Genomic DNA, 18,263 nt, shown 5'->3' on the forward strand with positions numbered 1-18,263 from the left:
GACAATTCTGGCATCCATTGCCGCCCTATCGGGCATCTCAATCTTTTTTCACAAACATGCGCCAGCCCCCTTGTGACCGTGAAATATCGGCGTCAGCATGAAGATGTGGGGTCGCACAACGACGTATCCTCACAGAGACAGGAAACCTAGAAATGGAAACAAAAACAAGGAACAACTCGCTTCGGCGGGAAGGGCGGAGCCATGCCGAAAGGCTTACGGTTGAGCTTCCGCCAGGCATGATGATGACGCTCAAAATACACGTCGCGCAGCGTGAAACGACAATCCGCGCCCTCGTCACCGACCTTCTTGAAACTGCCCTCAAAGAGGGAGGAAAACGACAATGACAACAATCGAACTCGATGGCCGATCCATCGAAAATCCAGCTTATTGCAATCACCGGCGCGGCCAAAACTGGGGCGCAATCGTACGCGGCAAGAATGTTGCAAATTGCGAGCGAACGTTTCTGTGGGCCGTTGGCGAGGTTGTTGACCTTGAAGCCGTTCAGGTCGGCGACGTGCTCGAATTCGGCGGAGACTACGTGACCAGAGGCGGCCGACGGCATCCCGATCGTCGCTGGTGGCACGTCCAGAAAATCACTGATGATGAAATGAGCTACGAGGCTCATGAAACGCTTGCGAAGGCGCTCCGGTCGGCCCGTCAGCAGTCTATCGCGACAGCGGAGGCAAGCCAATGAAATTCACGGACATCCCCACGCGGAAGTTCCCGTTGAACCTCAATAAATGCTCCCGCCTTCAGCGCGAAATTCAGACTGCTGCAGATCGTTTCTCCGACCTCGGGACTAATGACGGATATGCCGTCTTCCGGGAACTGGTCGAGGTTCGGGCGCGGCTTGACCAGACATGGCAATTGATCCTGCAGATCGAGAACCGTGAGAGAAATGGTCGCTGAAAGTACGACGTGACATTCGTGTTTTCGTAACCCCTGGCGTGCGAAAGACATCATGTACAAGTACATGAAAAGCATGGCAGGGGTTTCGTGCGGGCAGTGGAATTATTTTGCGGTGCTGGCGGGATGTCCCGCGGCCTCGTCGATGCAGGATTTAAAGTTGTCAGGGCATATGATGCCTGGCCCGCCGCGGTGGAAACCTATTGTCGCAATATCGGCCCACATGTCGTTGAAGCTGATCTGAGTGATCTTCTCTCCAGAATTCCTGAGATTTCCGCACTTGCTCCTGATATCGTGTGTGGTGGCCCTCCCTGTCAGGACTATTCGCTCGCCGGCAGACGCGAGGAAGGCAAAAATGCGAGCATGACCATCGCGTTCGCGGTCATCGTGACGACAACGCGGCCCGAGTGGTTCGTCATGGAAAATGTGACACAAGCCCAAAAATCTGAAGCTTGGGCGGAGGCGCGCGCCATGTTGAAACGCGCCGGGTACGGACTCTCGGAATCCAAAATCAACGCCGCCTATTATGGGGTTCCGCAATCTCGGCGGCGTTTCTTCGTGATTGGACGATTGGGAGAGAAGGACGGTTTTCTTCAGTCCGCCCTTGTTGCGAAGGCATCCTCAGCACCAATGACGTTGCGCCAGTTTTTCGGCTCGGCGGTGCCAGATGCTGTGTTTTTCCCGGCAACGTCCGATGCCCGACGCTCCTTTTACTCGGCCGATGAATCCGCACCGACAATCCGGGAACGGTCGATCCGACCGCTTCCAGAGGGACACAGATATCACCCCGCCGACGTAGCCTTGCTAGAAAACGGATACGTTTATTCTCGGCCAGTTCGCGGCGGACGCGGAGTCCGCTCGATCGACGAGCCTATCGCTACGATCACCCGCACATCCTGGGAACGACCGACGCCGCGTTATCTGTCTGCGCCCCATCATCTCGATCCAGTAATCGCAACGGAGACGGCGGTTTTGACGGTCGACCAGATTGCCCGAATCCAGGGCTTCCCTGCAGACTGGGTTTGGGGCGATAAACCAAAGCGTGATGTCCTGCAGATGATCGCTAATGCCGTGCCCGCGCCGGTGGCACAATCGCTGGGAGAAGTCATCCTCGAGCGCCAGCGCGGCCAGTCTGTACCCGCGATCGAGGGGCGGTTTGTCGATTGGCTTGTCTGGAGCGGACGAAACCGGGCAACGGCCCACAACGTTAAAGCCAATGTCGGCCGGGCACGGCGTCTTCTCGACGGTAGGACGTTCGCCGATATCGGCCACGAAATCCTCGCCCTTGAAGCCGCGCCTGGTTTCGATGCCCTTCCGAAGAACACGAAGAGCGATCTACGTCGGGCGCTTTCAGTGCTTGCGGAATTCGAGGCATCAAAACTTCAGAGGAAAAGAAAGCCGCGTCGGTTGGCCGCATTGCTCCCTCTTGAACAGGAAGCCGGCAAGTCACTGAAAAGGGCCGCCTAAGATCGGAGCCAGGAATCGACCTGTTAGGGACTTCCCTGCCAGAAAACGACCGTCAGGGAGGCACATACAGCACGATTCGGAGGCATGGATGATGTTTGGTACCCGCCAGAATTCGTCATAGTCAAGGATTCCGCCACCTTCGTTGCGGCATCTCGTGATCGGCGACACCATTCCAAAGTCTGGGAAAGTCATGTGTGAGCGGGAGCGATCATCCTCCGCATGGGTCCGTGCAACATTTGCGCCGGCAGAGTCCCGACATCATCATCTCTGTAGAAAACAGAAGGGGAGCCAGCAATGGCGTGTGCCCACACACGCCGCTGGTCAGGGGGAGCAAGCTCCCCCGTGAACCCCCTCACGGTCCGAGACGGACCGAATAGGAGATAACGATGCGGGATCAGATCATCCGTGTCCGGACCACCCACACCGAAGCGACAGCAATGAAAGACCTCGCCGTCGCACGAGGTCTTACATTATCAGAGTTGATCCGTCGCGCAGCGCTCAACATCCGAATGCCTAAGCGGTCCTTTGATGCTACCCACATTGCCCTGTTGGCTCAAACCTTGGGCGAACTCGGTCGCATTGGCGGCAACATCAATCAATTGGCCCGCCGTGCTAATGCGGGCAAATTGCCCGGTCACGATCCCGAACTCGCGAAAGCACTGCTCGAACTTGACGCGCTGCGCGGCCGTCTCCGCGAGATCATCCAATGATCATCCAAACGACACGCATCAACCGCGCCGGCGGCATTCGATATCTCGCCCGTCATCTCCTCGACAAAGCCGACGAAAATGAACGGATCGAGATTCTGGCGGGCGATCGGAATGCCCTCCATGATGCTCAAGCGCTCGCCTCTGCGCGAGGCTGTCGATACAGCGTTCGTCACCTGTCGATTTCCCCAGAACTCGAAATGACGCCGACGCAATTGTCTGTATTCCTGCAGTCGGTGGATAGGGAATTCCATGTCGGCACCAGTCGCCCACACCTGATCGTGCGACATGTGAAAAACGGCCGCTCCCATTTCCACGTTGCACTTGCAGAGGTGGACCCTGTGACGTTGCGGGTGCTCGATTGCAAGAACGATTATCAGCGTCTTGAAGACCTAGCCAGACGCTACGAACTGGAACAGGGCGAAGCTGTACAGCCGACGCGCACGCACAGATGCCGTAATCAGGCAGAGGGATTTTCGGACACCGCCCGGAAACGCGCGGAGCGCGTTGCGCCGAGTTTCGACCGCACCGCCATTAGGGCATCCTTTTTGGCAGGAGGCGCGGCGTTTCGTGCCGAACTCGACCGCCAAGGGCTTCGCCTGGCCGAGGGCAAGAAAGGCACCGTCCTGGTTTCCATAGCCAGTGGAGCTTTCGTTTCCGCCGCGAGCCGCGCGGCCGGCGTGAAGCGCGCCGAATTCGAGAAATACCTACAAGAGGAGAACCCGATTGAACGACACCACAGAAATCCGCTCCGAGTACCGGAGCATGATCGTAGCGACGGAGCGCAATACTCAACGACTGTTGCCACTCCTCGATCTCCTGAAGCCGCACGAGGGACCGGACAGGATCGCGCAACTCATGGAAATCCTGGGACTCATTCTCGACGCGCAACACACACAGGCGGCGGCGCTGAAAAGCCTCACGGAAAAAGTCGATCGCCTACCACGTCGATAGCACGGACGAATGAGAGGCTGTTTCTAAATCGTCTTACGAAATTCGACCTGGACGATCTTCTCAGACGTGCGGCGGAGCTTGCCGCCTCGATCGCGTGGATGTTCGCCCCCGAACGGGATCGCCTCGCATTGCGGATCGCCGCGGCAAAGCGAACTCGGGACGCATTCACGCCGGCGGAACCGATCAAGGACAAGAGGCCAGGTTATGATCTTACGAGGAGGATCGGGCCATGAGATCAGAAAATAACAAAAAGAAACGGCAACGGACTTGTTATGACCGGGCACGGAAGCGTTGGCTTGAAGCTCGCCGCGTCCAGGCAACCAATCCCGCAGCGTCGGCCGCCACGCAACTGCTCGGGGTCTTTGGTTTGATGCTTGGGCGAATGCCGATCGTATCGCCGATGCCCGTGCCTTACGTTGCTCCGCCAATGTCGCCGAGACAGGAGCAAAAGAACGAGACCGCGCGCCGGCTCGGCATTCCGACGCGGTATCTCGACATCGTACTCAAAAAGGGCAAGGTGCCTTACGGTCTTCTATTCGAGCATATTCGTCTAGGTGGAGCCACCAGAAGGGATGCCTTGGACGAACTACGCAAGCTCATTCCTACTGAAACCGCGGACTGGCTAAATCATGTTGAAGAACGAGAACTCTGGTCGGACCTGTCACGCTGTTTCCACCCCGATGCCAGCGACGAGGATACCCAGGTGCAATTGTTAAAGGCCACGTTGGCCTGGATCGAGTCCCAGAAGAAGTCAGACGACCCCGCCTTAGTGTCCACTGAGACAAAGTACGGACTAGAGCCACCGAAACCAGGCGGAAACGAAGACCCTCACAATGATCCAAAACCACCGACACCCTGATCTAACAGGTCAAGGTACTATGTAGCGATCAACCTCAACTCCTGCGGCCCGTAATCTCTCTGCCGCGGAATTGAGCATCGCGTCATCAAATCTACTAGGATGCCGAAGGGCTACAGCCTCGAATGTCAGTTCGGGCATCTGCCGCTCAATAAGCATTGAGAACCCTTCGGAGGGTTTTTTCGCGCCAATGATCAGGTCTTTTACAGTCTCCAACTCGCCCACCCGGGCAATTTTTTGACGTGTCCTCCCTAAGCGTGTTGTCTTTCCACGTTCGTTGGAGAGTGTGCCTTCTAGCGCGTGTATGCTACGCCACACGTCGTACTCGAGCGAGCCAGGTTTTTCCGAAGGAAGGATTTCATAGAGACGTAGATCGGCTGCGCGCGCGACATCTAACTCGCCTCTTTGACGGGCGTTTGCAGCGATTTGTCTAAGGCTTTTTGGATCAACACAACTCTCGATGATTTTCAGCGCACGTTCGACAACTTGGTTGATCATGGGCATCTCTTTCCAATCGGGTTGCACCAAACCACGGTGAGTCGCTGGAGACTATTTAAGTTAGGCGGCCACATCTAGCGCGTCCAGCGCCGTAATGCGTTCCTTCGCTTAGGCTGAACTCGACAACTGCACCACGTTGGTGCAGATTGGTGTAATGAGTCCGAAGCAGCAACCGAATCCAAAACGAAAGCGCTTTAGCATCGCCCTGGAGGTGGCGGACTACGACGCTTTGCAGGAACTCTGCGCTGCGCAACGTCCGCCGTTAAAGCAACAGTATTTGATTGAACTAGCAGTGAAAAATTTGCTCGACCAATACTCAAATCGCCAGCTTTCGTTTCCATTGGATCGACCAAACACATGAAGTTCATTGATTTATTTGCGGGCCTCGGTGGTTTTCACCAAGCTTTGAGCCGCCTCGGTCACGAGTGTGTATTCGCTTCAGAACTCAACGCAGAGTTGGCGAGCCTGTATGAGGAAAACTTTGGTATCAAGCCGAAGGGTGACATAAAGGTTTCATACTCGGAAGTACCGCCTCACGACATCCTATGTGCAGGTTTTCCGTGCCAGCCATTTTCGAAAGCTGGAGATCAACTCGGTTTCGACTGCCCGCAGTGGGGTGACCTCTTTGATTACGTGATCAAGATAATCGAATGCCACGAGCCGAGGTATGTGATCATTGAGAACGTGCCGAACCTCCTACGCCATGACGGAGGCAGGACTTGGAAAAGAGTGCACGAACGGCTCTGTGGCTTGGGTTACGATGTCGATGCTCGTAAGCTGTCACCACACATGTTTGGCGTTCCGCAAACAAGAGAGCGTGCGATAATTGTAGGCTCACGCAAAGGACTGGCATCTTTCCAGTGGCCAGCGCCAACGCATGTGGGTGACGACCTAAGTATTCGTACGATACTAGACCAAAATCCCGTAGGCGCACGTATCCTACCTGAACATTTTGTTCGCTATCTCGAAGTGTGGCAGAGCTTGCTAGACGCGCTGCCTAACGGACTCGAATTACCCTCGTTCCCAATTTGGGCCATGGAATTTGGAGCGACTTACCCGGTGCGAGACGGATCGCCAGTGGGGCGAGGACTTTCCGAGGTCCGTGAATTTCGCGGCGCATTTGGAATGCCGTTGCGAGGTCTTTCTGACAAAGAGGTTCTCGAAGCATTGCCACCCTATGCGCGTGGTAGCGAACCAACATTTCCGGAATGGAAAATCCAGTTCATCGAGCAGAACCGTCAATTTTACCGAACTCATAAATACGCCATCGACCAATGGCTTCCAAGAATACAAGACTTCGCCCCAAGCTTTCAGAAGCTCGAGTGGAATTGGAAAGGCGGCCCGAGGGACCTTTGGCAGACGCTCATTCAGTTCCGCGCATCTGGAATTCGGGCGAAGCGACCTACATTCGCGCCATCGCTGGTAGCGCTCACGACCAGTCAGGTGCCAGTCATACCTTGGGAACGCCGCTACATGACAATGCGGGAATGTGCTCGCCTACAAAGTATGGGCGATCTTCCACATTTGCCAAAAGCGCAGGGGGCTACGTACAAAGCGCTTGGCAACGCAGTGAATGTGACTGTGATCGAGGCTGTCGCGCGAAACTTAATCGGCCAGTCCCCCGAACCGAGCACCAGTAAATCTTTGGCATCGGCCCCTAGCATAGCAAGTCAAGATGACGTGCAGTTTGCTCATGCGAGTTGAAGACAGGGGCGTGTCAGGCCCGCTTCGAGTTGAGATTGTCTTTCAAGGAATTTAAAAGAGAAAAGAGGATGTCTTTGATGTCCTACCGGAGGGAATGTGGACGAGATCGATAATGGCGAGATCGCAAGGCTCCTGAGTAACCTTTCAAGTCGGACGCAGCTCCCGGACAATATTAAGTCTAAGCCGCCGACCGAATTCTCCGCGGGGGACGTAGGCTTCGAGGATAACAGCTGGCTCACCAGAGTCGTAGATATTCAAGGCTGGCTCTGGCTGGATGACCCACTAAGCAGGGACGAAACCGAGTCCGCAACCGCCGCGAAGCTGTTTAATCAACTTGCACCGGATACCGACGAATTGTTGTTCAATGTTTCGAACGGCGTCGTCAGAATGACCGAACAGGGGGTCGAAGCCTTGGAGGGTCGGCTTGCCCGAGCTGACGAACGCAGCGCTCGATTCGTTGAGGCGCTTGAAGATGACGAATCCCGCAGCTCCGCATCAGCTGTCTGGGAGCAGGAATGGGACGAGCCAGAAGTACGTGAGCCCCCGAACATAAAAGCGACCGTCGATACCCTGCCGATTGTTGAGTTTGTCGGCCACGCGCACGAAGGGGAATTGGACCTCAACCCACCTTACCAACGCGAGTACATTTGGTCTAACCCGGACTCTCAAAAGCTGATTGAATCGATTCTACGGGGTATTCCTCTACCCTCGATCATCCTCGCGACGGTTGCCGACGACGACAAACTGCAAATCGTCGATGGCAAACAACGCCTAACATCGATCCTACGTTTTGTCGGAGCTCATCCATCTGCGATCGCGTTTGCCAAGGAGAAGAACGATCTGGAACTGTTTCAGAGAAGCTTCCGCCAATTCGCGAAAAAGTATGCGCTCACACCGGACGACGTTCGAAAGCACTACCTGCCGTTCAAAACGAGGAGCTACGAAAAAAAAGACCCGTTAAGAGCGCTTTCAGGGAAGTTTTACGACGAAATTAGGGAGGTTCAGACTCCGATCGGCGGAAAGCTGGTCGCTGTCCGCAAGTTGTTTGACTCAAGCTCGTCTCCCTATCGTATCCCGATTCTACGATATGAAGACACTGCGGTCCGCGACATCCATCAGGTATTCAGGATATACAACCAACAAGGCGTTAAACTGAACGCCGAGGAAATTCGTAACGCAGTCTACAACCACCTAAAAATAGTCCAGTTGATGCTGTTCATCGGTGGCGACCGCGCCGACCCTTCGATGGCTGAGTACGCCGTCGAGGCCGGCATTGATCCTACGTTTGCATACAGCGTAATTGCCGACATGGGTTTCAGCATCGCGCGCTTCAGACGCACAAAGGTTCTCCTTTGGATGGTAGCCGCGCTGCTGCATCCTACCGGGACAGCTGGGAACTATCGCGCTCCATCGACGGCCAGCCATATCGATAGCTTCCTTGAAGCGATAGACAAGAAACTCCCACGGCTTCGTGCGACGCAAGTTTTGACTGAACTCGCACGTGACATGGTCGCCGCCATCGAACTCCATGCCAACGCGGACAGAGCATGGCATCCACGTTTCCGCAGCAAACGTGAATCCGGAACGAAGTGGGAAGAATTGGGCGCGGTGGCCAGTTTGGCGGCGTGCTTCGTTCTTGTTATGCTTGGTGAACAAGATCGTTTACTTGGCAGTGTCGACGAAGTTAGGGCCGTCACTAAAGAGAAGAAGGGCCCCGATAGTACTCAGAACAAAACGCAGTGGGGCCATATTTCAGACTCGCTGTTAACGATCCTTGAGACAGTCGGAGTAACCCCTGAAGAAATGCGGACGGCTATGGACGAGCGTTATGGCACGTCAGCTGTAAATGGGCTCATCGAACTACGCACGTTGGCTGCGGATGCTTGAACCTAACTCGAAATCGATAACTGTAGTTCCTGCGCAATCGGTCTCATCTACAACGACTGGTGACCGAACCAGTTGGTGGGAACGATATAAGGTCAACGCCGCCGCCCAACTTTCACCGACAGCGTTGGAGGTGCTGGAGGTTGACGCTCGCTACATTGTGGAGAACGCCCTTCCTGGCTCAGATGGCAATATTGATGCCGAGGCCTGGCCCCAGGAACGCCTTCGAACAGGTATGGTAATTGGCTCTGTTCAATCAGGGAAGACTGCCAGTATGCTGGCGGTGGCAAGTCTAGCGTTGGACAGGGGCGTTGACGTTGTCGTGCTGCTGGCGGGCACCCGCGTGGGTCTTTGGCTGCAAACATATGAGCGGATGCTTTCGCAATTGGACGGTAGTGCACGCGACACAGCCTATGCACGCTCTGGCGTGCGGCTAATCTTGCCGCAGCCTGAAGATGTTTTGAGCCCTGATCGGATGGGACCGACTAGCTATCTAAAGCCGTCTAAGGCGACACTCGCGGTTCGTCAGGGCATACCAATAATCATCGTCGTTCCCAAGCTCGACGAACATCTCCTTCACCTTTCCCGGATGCTCAAAAATGTACTGAATAGTACGATCCTTGCTGGCCGTGACAGAGCAACCACAATGTTAGTCCTCGATGATGAGGCTGACGATGCCTCCGTGCTTGATAGCGCAACTTCGGACAAAGTCACACCGCGTTTCATCGCTGCACTATGGAGCGGTGATCACCACAACTCCTCATCCCGAGATACAAACTTGCTGGCATCTTATGTTGCCTACACTGCGACGCCCCAGGCAAATTACCTTCAGGAGTCTCATAATCCGCTTGCACCGAGAGAGTTCAGCGCTGCGCTGCGGGTAGCTGGGCATGAGGGGGAAATTACGCCCCGTTCACTAACCTACCTGGAGCCGAATGGTATTCGCGGTTACTACTGCGGCGGCGACATGTATTATGACGCGACCAGTTTCCTATCTGGACCGCTTACAGTGTCGTGGCCTTATCCTGAATTGCGACCTGGTGAAACCGAGAGCGAACTAGCTGAGCGACAAGAGGTCCTTCGCTGGGAGGCCATATCAGCCGCACTACGAAGCTTTTTGGTTGGGGCCGCAGCGCGTCTTCTTATAGACGGTCGACGCTACTCTGACGTTGCTGATTGCTTGTTTCCTGACAGAGACGCGCTGCAGGCGGTAATGCCTCGTGCGCACACAATGATGTTTCACCCATCGGTACGTAAGGACGCTCATTTCGCGGCAGCGGAGGATATTGCGCGTTGGTCCCGTGCGATTCCTGGAAACGAGCGCGACATTGAACTACCAGAGGGCGACGATGGTGAGCCAGTACTTGCTCTCGATCCAGCAGGTCTAGCGTTACGGCTTCAATTGGAAGAAGAGAAGTGGCGCGCTTGCTATTCAAGTTTTGAGCAATCACGTCTTGCTTTGTCCAGTTTTCCGGGTGCTGCCTACCCCCGACTAGATGAAACTCGGTGGACGGAAGTCTACTCTCTCCTTGTGAATGAGGTTTTCCCGAATGTCGCTCTTCGAGTTCTGAACAGCGATCCGGCAGCTGACGATCATCCTCGATTTGGACCTACCGAGACTGCTGAGGGGTGGCGCTCACCCGAGGACCTTCTTACCATATTTGTAGCGGGAAACATTCTTTCACGAGGCCTTACGGTCGAGGGGCTCGCGACTAGCCTGTTTCTCCGAAGCAGCCAAGACCCTGCGGCCGACACTCAAATGCAGATGCAGCGTTGGTTCGGCTATCGGGGTGCGCACCTGCCATTCTGCCGGGTATTTCTGCTTGAAGATCAACTTTCGCTTTTTCGCCAGTACAACATTCGCGACAGAGCGCTAAAATCGCTCGTACTTCGGCGGATGGCACTACCTCAAGATGGGACTGCTGCTAGCACCCTCATCTTGGAGGGGTTGGATTTCGTGGCAACCAGTAAGATTGAGACTCGCAAAATCCCACTTAGTCCTGGTCCGAGCCCTCAAATTCGGCTGGTGGAAAGGTCCAACCCTGATCTGGCAAGCAGTAACAATGACATACTCATATCCGAATTGGGACGAGGCAAATGGGACGAGATTGATCCCACTCGAAACGTCGGGAGAATACGTAGCGAACCAATTGGTCCGCTTGAACTTGCTGATTTGCTGGACAAACTACGTTATACACAGCACGACCCCAGCGTCGAAGACGAACTCAGCCGTCGATGGACCAGTCTTCAGCATAGTCTCGGCTTGAGCGACCCACTGTTTCGCCCGCCTGGGCTCAATCCTATGCCATATCGCGTTCGCCCCCAGGGTTGCCCCTATGCCATGGCGGCCTACCTTCGACTTTGGCACGCGCTTGCCACTGGCCACTACGCGCCAGGCTTCCACGCTACTGACAAGGCTGATTTGCCATGGTCACAACTCGATGGACGTACCATTCCGCAGTTTTACCTCGCAGTACGCTCAGGTGAAAAACAGTCGACCGTTCCAGAGATTCGATCGCAAGGAATCGGCGCGATGATTCGTGGAATTGGACCAAATGATCGGCTCAACACTCTTTGGGGTAGCCGAGGATACGACAACAGCGGTTATTTTGGCGACCAGTTTATCGATTACCATTACCATGGTCGGAAACCAGTGCCTCGATTGCGAGATGGCGACACTTGGCGGCCTCGTGGACATCCAGGCCTTGCTCTGTTTCACGTAATAAGTGACGACCAAGGGGGGCCAGACATGCTTACCCTTGGTCTGGGGCTACCTCACGGTGGACCTGATCACATTGCGGCCCTCCGAAGATGATGGAGTTCCGAACGATCGACTTCGAAAGTTTGCGCGATCAGCTTTCAGACCTTGAGGTTCCTGCTGGGAACGCACGCCGCCTCATCTGGGTAGTTCCCGAACGGTTGGGCGCTGCGATGACCAGCAGCGGCCTTTACGAAATCTTCTTGGCGGGCCCAGAACTGTCTGCCACGCAAGCTGTTGTCGCGCGCAACCTCCAATACGACCGTTGGGAGCCCAGTGACGGCGGAGCGGAATTTGCGGCAACGCGTATTCTACTTGGTTCCGCGGCGCACTTTGCTGCAGTGGCGACGTTGATCGTGACCGAACTAGCACGCCTTGACCTATCTACGCATACTGCGATGCAGGCAGCATTTAGCGAAGTAGAGCCGATTATCGAGTTGGCAATTAGACGCGGGACCTTGTCAACAGAGTCGTTAATTGGCCTATTCGCAGAACTTCAAATGCTACGAGTCGCACTTCTTGCAAGTCCTGTGGCGGGTCGGCCCAGAACCTTGGTAACCTGGCGCGGTTGGACGAAGGGGCGAGACTTCGTCATTGGGCAACATGCAGTCGAAGTCAAAGCGACACTTGGGAACACCTCCCGCCACACCTTTAGTGGGCTCCACCAACTTGAAACCCAGGCATTGCCTGACGGTGCGCTAGAAATGGTCCACCTGCTTAGCGTTGGCTTGATCGAGGTTCACCAAGGCGGGCAGAGTTTGCCCGAACTGGTCGCGGACATTGTGTCTTTACTCAGCGACGGCACGCCCCCGGGAGCGGGCGCATGCGCACAGTTCTTGGAAATGATCCGAGAATATGGTGGTATTGGCACATCGGGTTATGATCACGCTACGATGAGGGGCTGGAGCGCCTATCAAATCCGCTTCCAAATCACGTTCACACGACTCTATGCGATAAGTGATCCAGACATGCGCCTCCTTACGAGTGCTGCACTCGACGGAACTTTTGTCGTTCCCGGTAGTGTGAGTTTCGAGTTGCAGCTACCCACCCGTGTCTCTGCATTCAACCCTGCCCAAAACTGGCAGGGGGAAATTGCTGCAATGTTGACACGATAGCAACTGCTCAAACCACGTCGGTCGCATCATGTACATGTACATGATCGCCGCTCTTGGAAAAACCGAGGCTCATGACTGGCTTTGGACCCCTCATTGCAATCTGGGCGAATTGTTTTGCTTGAGGCCTAGAACCCGCAAAAAGTGAGCTTGGCCGAAGTAGGGCTAACCCGCTCAAGCGACTGCTGCTTCCTTATCGTCAATAAGTCGAATTACCGCTGTAAAGGAGGCGATCACTGCCGTCGGTGGCGTAATGGAATGGAGGTCGCCGTCTTTGAAGAAATATTGAATGATCCCACCGAACGCGTCTGGTGAAATTGGATTACGCGCGTTCGGATTGTGAAACAGCTGCAACTCATCCGACCAGTACTCTTCGTACTCTGGAGACAAGATGTCTTCTTGGAATGGGGTGCCCATATAAGCATCTGGCGATGGATCGTAGCGATAGCCTTGGCGGAAATACATGTGATCCTCAGGCACGAAACCAGCTCGAAGTCCCATTCTATTGAACTTCGGTAAGGTTCCCGCATTAGAGAAAAGTACTGCGGAGACATTCTCTGCGCCCGGAAGGTCGAAAAAACCTGTCGGGATCGTCTTGCCAGCATAGATGTGCTCTTCTCCTTTAACCATCCGCCAGTATCCTCTGCCGTCCTCCGTGTTCTCGAATACCACACGCCTACCATACAGGTAGGGCCATAACGCTGAATGGCTGTAAGTCATAGAGCCAAGATTTTGGAGGTCGCCTGGTTTGTGGAAATCAGCAATAGCTATGACGAACGGCTTTCCTCTTGTCTGAGGTCGATCCCAGTACGGCTCCCCAGCAGCATTCTTTTTGTTCAGCTTGCTGGTAAGGCTAGAGCCAAACTTCATTGGCATGTAATGCTTCAAGAATTCAGCCTGCTCTTCTGGCGTCTTGGGCTCGGGATGTACAGCTAGAGGTCCCGAGGTAGACGGAGAAACGGCTGTAGCCTCCACAGTGAAGGAAATCCCTGGTGCACGGCATGAAAAGTCGGGTGCTTCAGGCTGGGTGACGTCAAGACCCAGTTCCCGGAAAGCTGCCCAAAGATAGAGTTCCCAAATTCTTTGATCGAAAGCCGTTGTCTGGAATTCTTTGACGAAATGCGGATCAGACGGCGCGAGCCACGGTCCGATTTCTTTCAATGCTGCACGAGCCGGCATGTGGCCTGCATCGCTCAGCGCCTCGAAATAGGGGTGCAGCTTCTCTGTATGGGTAACGCTCAGAAGATCGAACGGCGCATTCGGTTCGTCGCCTTGCCAGCCGAAATCCGCGGGGATGCCCTCCCTAACTAGCTTAGCCATTTCCCGGAGTAGGACTTCAGTAACGAGTGGCTCGCTCTTGATGCTGGTGTCCAGCTTACAGCATCGAAATCGACCGATCCTATCCCTCGCTAGGATCATCCAAGCGAAGTCTCCATCAGTGTAGTCGAGGCTTGTGAATCCGAGAATCCGCTCTTCATGGTCCGACCAATACGAAATTTCACCGGAATACATACGGCTCACCGCCATCCTGACGCCGATGGAAAGAAGGTGGAATCTGGCGGCGCTCATGGGCCGTATGATTTGCTCATTTTCCGCACGTTCCTTCGCTCGCCTCTTCGCTTCGCCCATAAATTCCCCCACACTTGCAAGCCAACAACGAAGCAAGTTTGTTAGCACGCAGAAGTGGTGGGCAACAATTGAGAATGCACTTCCTGCATAATTCAGTACCGCGTTGTGCTGATGGCAACGCTACACCGAGAAGACCGCGAGTGCGGCCGAGCGAACTGAAGAAAGTTGTGAGAATTTTATCCCGCGCGTCACTTGGACCATCACTTGTAGGACAACAAAATGGTTGACGCGGTAGAGGTGAGAGTTCAAAGAAACGTCCCAGACGAGTGGTACAAACACTGGTCGGCACGTCTCGTGAATCGCCTGATTCTTAGGGTGTTGAGGAGAGCTGCGAGAAAATTCAAATCTCTCTAGCAGCACCATTTTCCCCAATGATTACAGATGAGACGCCACTTGGCGCACGCTTGCTTGGAGCGGCTTAGAACAGGCCCGGCATTGCCGCCGTCGTGTCGTTGTCGCCGATCGCTTCGGCATCCGACAGGCGGACGAAATTTGCGCCGCGGGATTTCAGCTTCAAAATGGCGGCAGCGACACCCTCGCCGGCCGCGTGGGTCGGCTGGTTGATGTGGGAGATGATGACGTCGCCATCCCTGGCTGCGGCAATGCGCCTTTCGGCGGCGCTGGAACCGAGCAACGAGCCATCGTCGCCGTTGAGCGAATAGCCGGCGATCCTGTAACCCATGGTGCGGATTTCGGTGATCGAGGCCACGTCGTATTTGGCCGTAGCCCCGCGAAACCAGCGCGGTGCAGGCAGTCCCGCAGCAAGGATAGCCTCGGCCCCCTTGCCGACTTCCCTTGCGACGGCTTGCGGTGATCCGGCAGAGGCTATGCCATAGACCGGCACAGCGGAATCGATTGCCGGGACATGATTCTCACCGTGGTTTTCGATTTCGAAGAGGTCCGGGTTGGCGAGGAAAAGCGACACCGTTTGCGGGTTCCTGCGCAGCCAGCGAGCGGTGACGAAGATCGTCGAGGGAATGCGTTCGGCAACCAGCGTCTGCAGTATACGTTCGTCTATCGCCCCCATGCAGGCATCGAATGTGAGCGCCACCCGCAGGCCGGTTCCCGGCTCTCCCTTGGAGAGACGCAGACGCGGTTCAACGAGCTTTACCCTGGCAGGCTTTGTTGCAGACCCGATCCGGGCGGGAGCTTCGGCCGCGTTGGCAGGCGAAAAGCCGCCGCCATTTATCGTGGCGAGAAGCAGAAGGGCAGCGACGGCATTGCGCATGGTCATGTCGGGTCCGGTTTAATGCCCGATCGCATACGCCCGACTTGCCTTATGCGCCATCGGCATTTCGGCATGACACCCCTGCCCGCCACACATTACAGCGCCACGTTTCTGGACAGCGCCACGTTTCCGGCCGGCCGCAGCATTATCCGCGCGCGGCGGACAGCCGTTGATGCAGCGATTTCAGGTCATCGACCTTGCGAGCGGCAAGCCTGCCTTCCCAGGCGATTGCCGTCTCGATGATGAGATCGAGATCGTCGAGGCGCGGATGCCATTCCAGAAGGCGGCGGGCGAGCGTTGCGTTGGCGATGACGCTTGCGGCATCACCCGGCCGGCGCGGGCCGTAATGTACCTCGAAAGACTGGCCGCTGACGCGCCTGACCGCATCCAGCACTTCCAGCACGGAATATCCGCGGCCATAGCCGCAATTGGCGATCAGCGGCTCGCCGCCACGGCGCAGATAGCTCAGCGCATTGAGATGGGCGGCAACCAGATCGGTGACATGAATATAGTCGCGCACGCCGGTGCCGTCGGGGGTCGGGTAATCGGTGCCGAAGATATCGACGCCCGGTCGCTCTCCGAGTGCCGCCTCGCAGGCGAGCTTGATCAGATGGGTCGCGCCGACGGTGGACAAGCCCGTGCGGCCGAGCGGATCGGCACCGGCGACGTTGAAATAGCGCAGGGCAACGAAGCGGAAATCATGGGCGGCGGCGGCATCGCGCAGCATCATTTCCGACATCAGCTTCGACTGACCGTAGGGGTTTTTCGGCAGGGTCGGCGCACTTTCCAGAACCGGCGTATCATCCTTCTGCTCGCCATAGACGGCGGCGGTGGAGGAAAAGACGAAGTGCTTTATGCCCGCCTTGATGGCTGCGGCGGCAAGAAGCCGCGTCTTGCCGGTATTGTTGTCATAGTAATCGAGCGGCTCGGCGACCGATTCCGGCACGATGATCGAGCCGGCGAAATGCATGATCGCATCGATGCGGTTTTCGGAAAAGACCTGCTTCAGCAGCGCTTCGTCGCCGACATCGCCGTGATAGAAGCGGGCGGCACCCGGAACCGCCCAGCGGAAGCCTGTCGACAGGCGGTCGAGCACAACCACGCTTTCCCCGGCATCCAGCAATGCCCAGGCCATGTGGCTACCGATATATCCTGCTCCGCCCGTTACCAGGACTGCCATTTCGATACTTCCCTGCTCTTTTTTGGCTCAAGGCAGGAAAGCATCGTGGCACTTGCTCAGCGGTTACTCAACACGCGGAGACGCGTCTAATTCGGCCAACATGGCTAAGGGAAGCTTACGCCGCCCCTTACAGGGCCTTGATATAGGTCGCCAGGCGGCTCGCCGCTTCCTCGACATGTCTGGGATTGCGCAGGAAGCAGGCGCGCAGAAAGTTCTCGCCGCCCTTGCCGAAGGCCGAGCCCGGCGCCAGCGCCACACCCGCCTTGTCGACGATGTCGAAGGCCGCCTGGCGGCTGTCGGTGATGCCGTCGACCTTGAGGAAGGCATAGAGAGCGCCCTCGGGCTTAAGCGTCTGGACGCGGTTGGTGGCGATCAGCATGTCGCAGAGAATGTCACGCGAGACGCGGGCGCGCTCGATATTTTCCTCGACGAAGGCATCCCCCTCGTTGAGCGCCACGACGGCGCCGCGCTGCATGAACTGGGCGACACCGGAATTGGAGTACTGAATGAGGTTTTCGATCACCTGGCCAAGCTCGGCCGGGGCGACGAGCCAGCCGACGCGCCAACCGGTCATAGACCAGTTTTTGGAGAAGGAATTGGCGTAGATGATACGGTCGTCCGCCTCGGAAATATCGAGGAAGGAGGGCGCACGCACCGCTCCGCCATAATAATAACGGGCGTAGATTTCGTCGGCGACGATCCACAGACCGTGCTTGCGCGACAGCGCGAGGATGGCCGCGAGGTCTTCCCTCGTCGCCGTCCAGCCGGTCGGGTTGGACGGCGTGTTGACGAACAGGCCCTTGGTCTTCGGCGTGATCATCGCCTCAAGCCTGTTGATATCGAGCGACCATGCGCCGCCGGTGAATTCGAGCGGCAGGCCGGTGGCGACAGCACCGGAAATCTCGATTGCCGAGACGATGTTGGGCCAGGTGGGCGAAAGATAGATCATCTCGTCGCCCGGACCACAGATCGCCTGCACCGCCATCATGATGGCATGCATGCCGGAACCGGTGACGTAGAAATTCTCCATCGGCAGCGAAACCGAGAAGTGGCGCTGATAGTAATCCGCCAGCGCCTGGCGCAGCTCGGGAATGCCGCGTTGCCAGGTGTAGAAGGTCTCGCCGCCCAGAAGCGCGTCGGATGCTGCCCGGTTGATGAAATCCGGGCTCGGCAGATCGCCTTCGCCCGCCCAGAGCGGGATCAGATCCTCGCGTCCGCCGATACGGGCGTGATTGATGATCTCGACGATGCCGCTTTCGGGAGCGGCAAGGGCGCGGGCACTGAGCGAGGCGAGCAGAGACATGCGGATTTCCTGTTTTTCGTCTCTCTCCCATAGACCAGAAGAGAGACGAAATCACATGAGAATCCGTGAGCCTGCAA

The 18,263-nt window shown here is 56.2% G+C and carries 17 protein-coding genes; 12 read left to right on the forward strand and 5 right to left on the reverse strand.

Annotated features, from left to right (window positions below; translation table 11 throughout):
• Positions 1-152 precede the first annotated feature (152 nt).
• From AC0JZ4_RS02995 to AC0JZ4_RS03025, 7 genes are all read left to right on the forward strand, one after another.
• Complete coding sequence (locus tag AC0JZ4_RS02995) at positions 153-344, forward strand: hypothetical protein (protein ID WP_471884973.1); 192 nt, start codon at positions 153-155, stop codon at positions 342-344.
• A complete protein-coding gene (locus tag AC0JZ4_RS03000) occupies positions 341-694 on the forward strand; it encodes a hypothetical protein (RefSeq protein ID WP_471884974.1) in 354 nt (117 codons plus the stop codon). The genes AC0JZ4_RS02995 and AC0JZ4_RS03000 overlap by 4 nt, the downstream gene beginning before the upstream one ends.
• Positions 691-909 (forward strand): hypothetical protein, encoded by a 219-nt coding sequence (locus tag AC0JZ4_RS03005; protein WP_471884975.1) that lies wholly within the window; start codon positions 691-693, stop codon positions 907-909. The genes AC0JZ4_RS03000 and AC0JZ4_RS03005 overlap by 4 nt, the downstream gene beginning before the upstream one ends.
• A gap of 96 nt (positions 910-1,005) precedes the next feature.
• A complete protein-coding gene (locus AC0JZ4_RS03010) occupies positions 1,006-2,373 on the forward strand; it encodes a DNA cytosine methyltransferase (RefSeq protein ID WP_471887764.1) in 1,368 nt (455 codons plus the stop codon).
• Positions 2,374-2,759: 386 nt separating this feature from the next.
• Entirely contained in the window at positions 2,760-3,083 is a 324-nt protein-coding gene (locus AC0JZ4_RS03015; RefSeq protein WP_471884976.1) for a plasmid mobilization protein, read from the forward strand.
• Entirely contained in the window at positions 3,080-4,267 is a 1,188-nt protein-coding gene (locus tag AC0JZ4_RS03020) for a relaxase/mobilization nuclease domain-containing protein (protein WP_471884977.1), read from the forward strand. Before AC0JZ4_RS03015 ends, AC0JZ4_RS03020 begins: the two co-directional genes overlap by 4 nt.
• The gene (locus AC0JZ4_RS03025; RefSeq protein ID WP_471884978.1) at positions 4,264-4,893 is read left to right on the forward strand and encodes a hypothetical protein; all 630 of its coding nucleotides are present in this window, start codon (positions 4,264-4,266) and stop codon (positions 4,891-4,893) included. The genes AC0JZ4_RS03020 and AC0JZ4_RS03025 overlap by 4 nt, the downstream gene beginning before the upstream one ends.
• A gap of 9 nt (positions 4,894-4,902) precedes the next feature.
• Here AC0JZ4_RS03025 and AC0JZ4_RS03030 read toward each other — a convergent pair whose 3' ends face one another.
• Positions 4,903-5,388, reverse strand: coding sequence for a hypothetical protein (locus AC0JZ4_RS03030; protein ID WP_471884979.1), 486 nt, complete (start codon positions 5,386-5,388; stop codon positions 4,903-4,905).
• Between the two features lie 154 nt (positions 5,389-5,542).
• Between AC0JZ4_RS03030 and AC0JZ4_RS03035 the strand changes: the two genes are divergently transcribed.
• The 5 genes from AC0JZ4_RS03035 (at position 5,543) to AC0JZ4_RS03055 (ending at position 12,849) form a co-directional block, all read left to right on the forward strand.
• Entirely contained in the window at positions 5,543-5,749 is a 207-nt protein-coding gene (locus tag AC0JZ4_RS03035; RefSeq protein ID WP_471884980.1) for a hypothetical protein, read from the forward strand.
• The gene (locus tag AC0JZ4_RS03040) at positions 5,746-7,092 is read left to right on the forward strand and encodes a DNA cytosine methyltransferase (protein ID WP_471884981.1); all 1,347 of its coding nucleotides are present in this window, start codon (positions 5,746-5,748) and stop codon (positions 7,090-7,092) included. The genes AC0JZ4_RS03035 and AC0JZ4_RS03040 overlap by 4 nt, the downstream gene beginning before the upstream one ends.
• 96 nt (positions 7,093-7,188) lie before the next feature.
• Positions 7,189-8,979: a DUF262 domain-containing protein gene (locus tag AC0JZ4_RS03045; protein ID WP_471884982.1), complete on the forward strand. Its 1,791-nt coding sequence runs from the start codon at positions 7,189-7,191 to the stop codon at positions 8,977-8,979.
• A gap of 271 nt (positions 8,980-9,250) precedes the next feature.
• The gene (locus AC0JZ4_RS03050; RefSeq protein ID WP_471884983.1) at positions 9,251-11,791 is read left to right on the forward strand and encodes a Z1 domain-containing protein; all 2,541 of its coding nucleotides are present in this window, start codon (positions 9,251-9,253) and stop codon (positions 11,789-11,791) included.
• Positions 11,788-12,849, forward strand: a complete 1,062-nt coding sequence (locus AC0JZ4_RS03055; RefSeq protein ID WP_471884984.1) for a PD-(D/E)XK motif protein — start codon at positions 11,788-11,790, stop codon at positions 12,847-12,849. The genes AC0JZ4_RS03050 and AC0JZ4_RS03055 overlap by 4 nt, the downstream gene beginning before the upstream one ends.
• A gap of 171 nt (positions 12,850-13,020) precedes the next feature.
• Here AC0JZ4_RS03055 and AC0JZ4_RS03060 read toward each other — a convergent pair whose 3' ends face one another.
• From AC0JZ4_RS03060 to AC0JZ4_RS03075, 4 genes are all read right to left on the reverse strand, one after another.
• Positions 13,021-14,475 carry a hypothetical protein gene (locus AC0JZ4_RS03060; RefSeq protein WP_471884985.1) on the reverse strand — a complete coding sequence of 485 codons (1,455 nt, stop codon included), beginning with the start codon at positions 14,473-14,475 and terminating at the stop codon, positions 13,021-13,023.
• A gap of 418 nt (positions 14,476-14,893) precedes the next feature.
• Positions 14,894-15,703, reverse strand: a complete 810-nt coding sequence (locus AC0JZ4_RS03065; RefSeq protein WP_471887765.1) for a polysaccharide deacetylase family protein — start codon at positions 15,701-15,703, stop codon at positions 14,894-14,896.
• Positions 15,704-15,848: 145 nt separating this feature from the next.
• Entirely contained in the window at positions 15,849-16,883 is a 1,035-nt protein-coding gene (gene galE, locus AC0JZ4_RS03070; protein ID WP_471884986.1) for a UDP-glucose 4-epimerase GalE, read from the reverse strand.
• Between the two features lie 127 nt (positions 16,884-17,010).
• The gene (locus AC0JZ4_RS03075) at positions 17,011-18,186 is read right to left on the reverse strand and encodes a pyridoxal phosphate-dependent aminotransferase (protein ID WP_471884987.1); all 1,176 of its coding nucleotides are present in this window, start codon (positions 18,184-18,186) and stop codon (positions 17,011-17,013) included.
• Positions 18,187-18,263 lie beyond the last annotated feature (77 nt).

The organism is [Rhizobium] kunmingense (genome assembly GCF_977018605.1).